Below are 1,342 nucleotides of genomic sequence, written 5' to 3' on the forward strand. Positions count from 1 at the left end.
ATCCACCTCTTCCCATTCCGAACAGAGAAGTTAAGCCCAACGGTGCCGATGGTACTGCGTAATAGTGGGAGAGTAGGACGCCGCCGTTTTTTAAGAAGAGAGCGAGAGGAGAGAGGGGGGATAGAATCCTCACCTTCCTTTCCGCCAAAAAGAAAAAGCTAAGGAGAGAGTCTCGAGACCGAGGACCCTCTCCTTTTTTGTTTTCTCTGCTTCTCCTCCTCTTTCTGCTTTTCCTTTTCCTTTTCCTTCTTTTCCTTCCCTCCTCTTTCTCTTTTTTCTTTTCCTCTCTCCCCCTGCCTTTACCAAAGCTCTACTGCAGGGAGAGAACGAGGACCGGAAGAAAAGCCGGGATTGGGTGTGTGAAATCGAAGAGGATGCGGAATGTACGGAAAAGAGTGAGGCGGTTCAGATAGGATGTAGGAGAAGTAAGATCGCAGGACTACTCTCACTCTCTTCACACTTGTACTTGCTGATGGGAGGGAAATGATGCCTTTTGGGATCATCTGGTGAGAGGGAGCGGAATCTTTTTGCCGATTTGTTGGGCTGTTCTCATTCTCGTTATCTTTTTCTTTTTCATCTCCACACTCTTTTCTTTCGTCTGTCTATTTTCTCTCTTTTTTTCCGCTTAAAGGGAAGGTGCGAAGAATAGAGACGGAGGAGAAATAGCAAGAGGCGGTAGGAAAGAAACGAAAGAGCAGGGAGGAAAGGAGCTAAAGGGGAGAAACAAAAGGAAAGATGTAGGGCCATAAGCAGGGAGAAAGAGTCCGGCTGCAAGTAGCAAAAAGGGATTGTCGAAGAGCTGTGAAAAAAGAGCGCCTATTTCCGAGGCAATCACTCGGTTGTTTTTTCTCTATCGTCTATCCTCGCTAGGGAATAGGAAGCGAAGTGCAAGGAGTGAAACCCAGATTTGTCGTTAGGCCTTACTTTTCTAATGACGGCCATAGAGATTTTTCTTTATAATCTGCTTAATAACTGCCTCTTATCTTCTTATAATAATCACATCAGCATCAATAGTGTCCTAAACGTTTCGTTAATCATCTGATATACAGCATATTGAAGCTCGATCCCCATATGTACAGAATATTCTTGCAAAGAATTTAATATCAGCCAATTAGGATGTATTCTGAAAAATTATTTAGGACGCTATTGCATCAGCATCCTAATTTCATCTTACCAATCGGGCGATGTGAAGTACATGCTTATTCCAGACATAACTCTTTTCCCTTGAAAGCAATAAGTAGTCATCCCTTAAAAAGCATTTGCAAGAGAGAAGTCATTCATCGATGGTCTCTCGCTTAGCTTTTCGCTTATTATTTTGAGCAGGTGCAAAAGAGCCTTCATG

The 1,342-nt window shown here is 43.4% G+C and carries 1 protein-coding gene and 1 rRNA gene; one reads left to right on the forward strand and one right to left on the reverse strand.

What is annotated here, in order from left to right; all coding sequences use genetic code 11:
- Positions 1–89, forward strand: a 5S ribosomal RNA gene (gene rrf, locus HQ50_RS10400); the annotation flags it as partial.
- Positions 90–129: 40 nt separating this feature from the next.
- On the opposite strand, the gene HQ50_RS11725 is transcribed toward rrf, so the two are convergent.
- A complete protein-coding gene (locus tag HQ50_RS11725) occupies positions 130–306 on the reverse strand; it encodes a hypothetical protein (protein ID WP_161780809.1) in 177 nt (58 codons plus the stop codon).
- Positions 307–1,342 lie beyond the last annotated feature (1,036 nt).

The sequence above is a fragment of the Porphyromonas sp. COT-052 OH4946 genome (assembly GCF_000765965.1).
GTDB classification, from domain to species: domain Bacteria; phylum Bacteroidota; class Bacteroidia; order Bacteroidales; family Porphyromonadaceae; genus Porphyromonas; species Porphyromonas gulae.